1 pseudogene is annotated in these 217 nt (G+C 54.8%); it reads right to left on the minus strand.

Going from position 1 to position 217, the window contains the following annotated elements:
• Positions 1–133: 133 nt before the first annotated feature.
• Positions 134–217 (minus strand): annotated as a pseudogene (locus tag AF337_RS46460) (LysR family transcriptional regulator); the annotation flags it as partial.

Raw genomic sequence — 217 nt, forward strand, 5'->3', positions numbered from 1 at the left:
GCGTCTTTCTCTATTTGCTCCCCAGTAGCGTTGTTTAATGGGAAACCAACGCTACGCCCTCAATATACGGCTGCGGATCGGCAGGGCAGAGATTCCTATCGAAGGAATTGTCCGGTCGGGCGTTCTGCCCGCGTCAGAATATCTGCGGCGAGCGCAACACCAGAAAATCGATGAAGGTGCGGACTTTGGCGGAAAGGTATTTCCGGCTCGGGTAGAC

Origin of the sequence: Rhizobium ecuadorense (genome assembly GCF_001187535.1) — a bacterium.
GTDB classification, from domain to species: Bacteria; Pseudomonadota; Alphaproteobacteria; order Rhizobiales; family Rhizobiaceae; genus Rhizobium; species Rhizobium ecuadorense.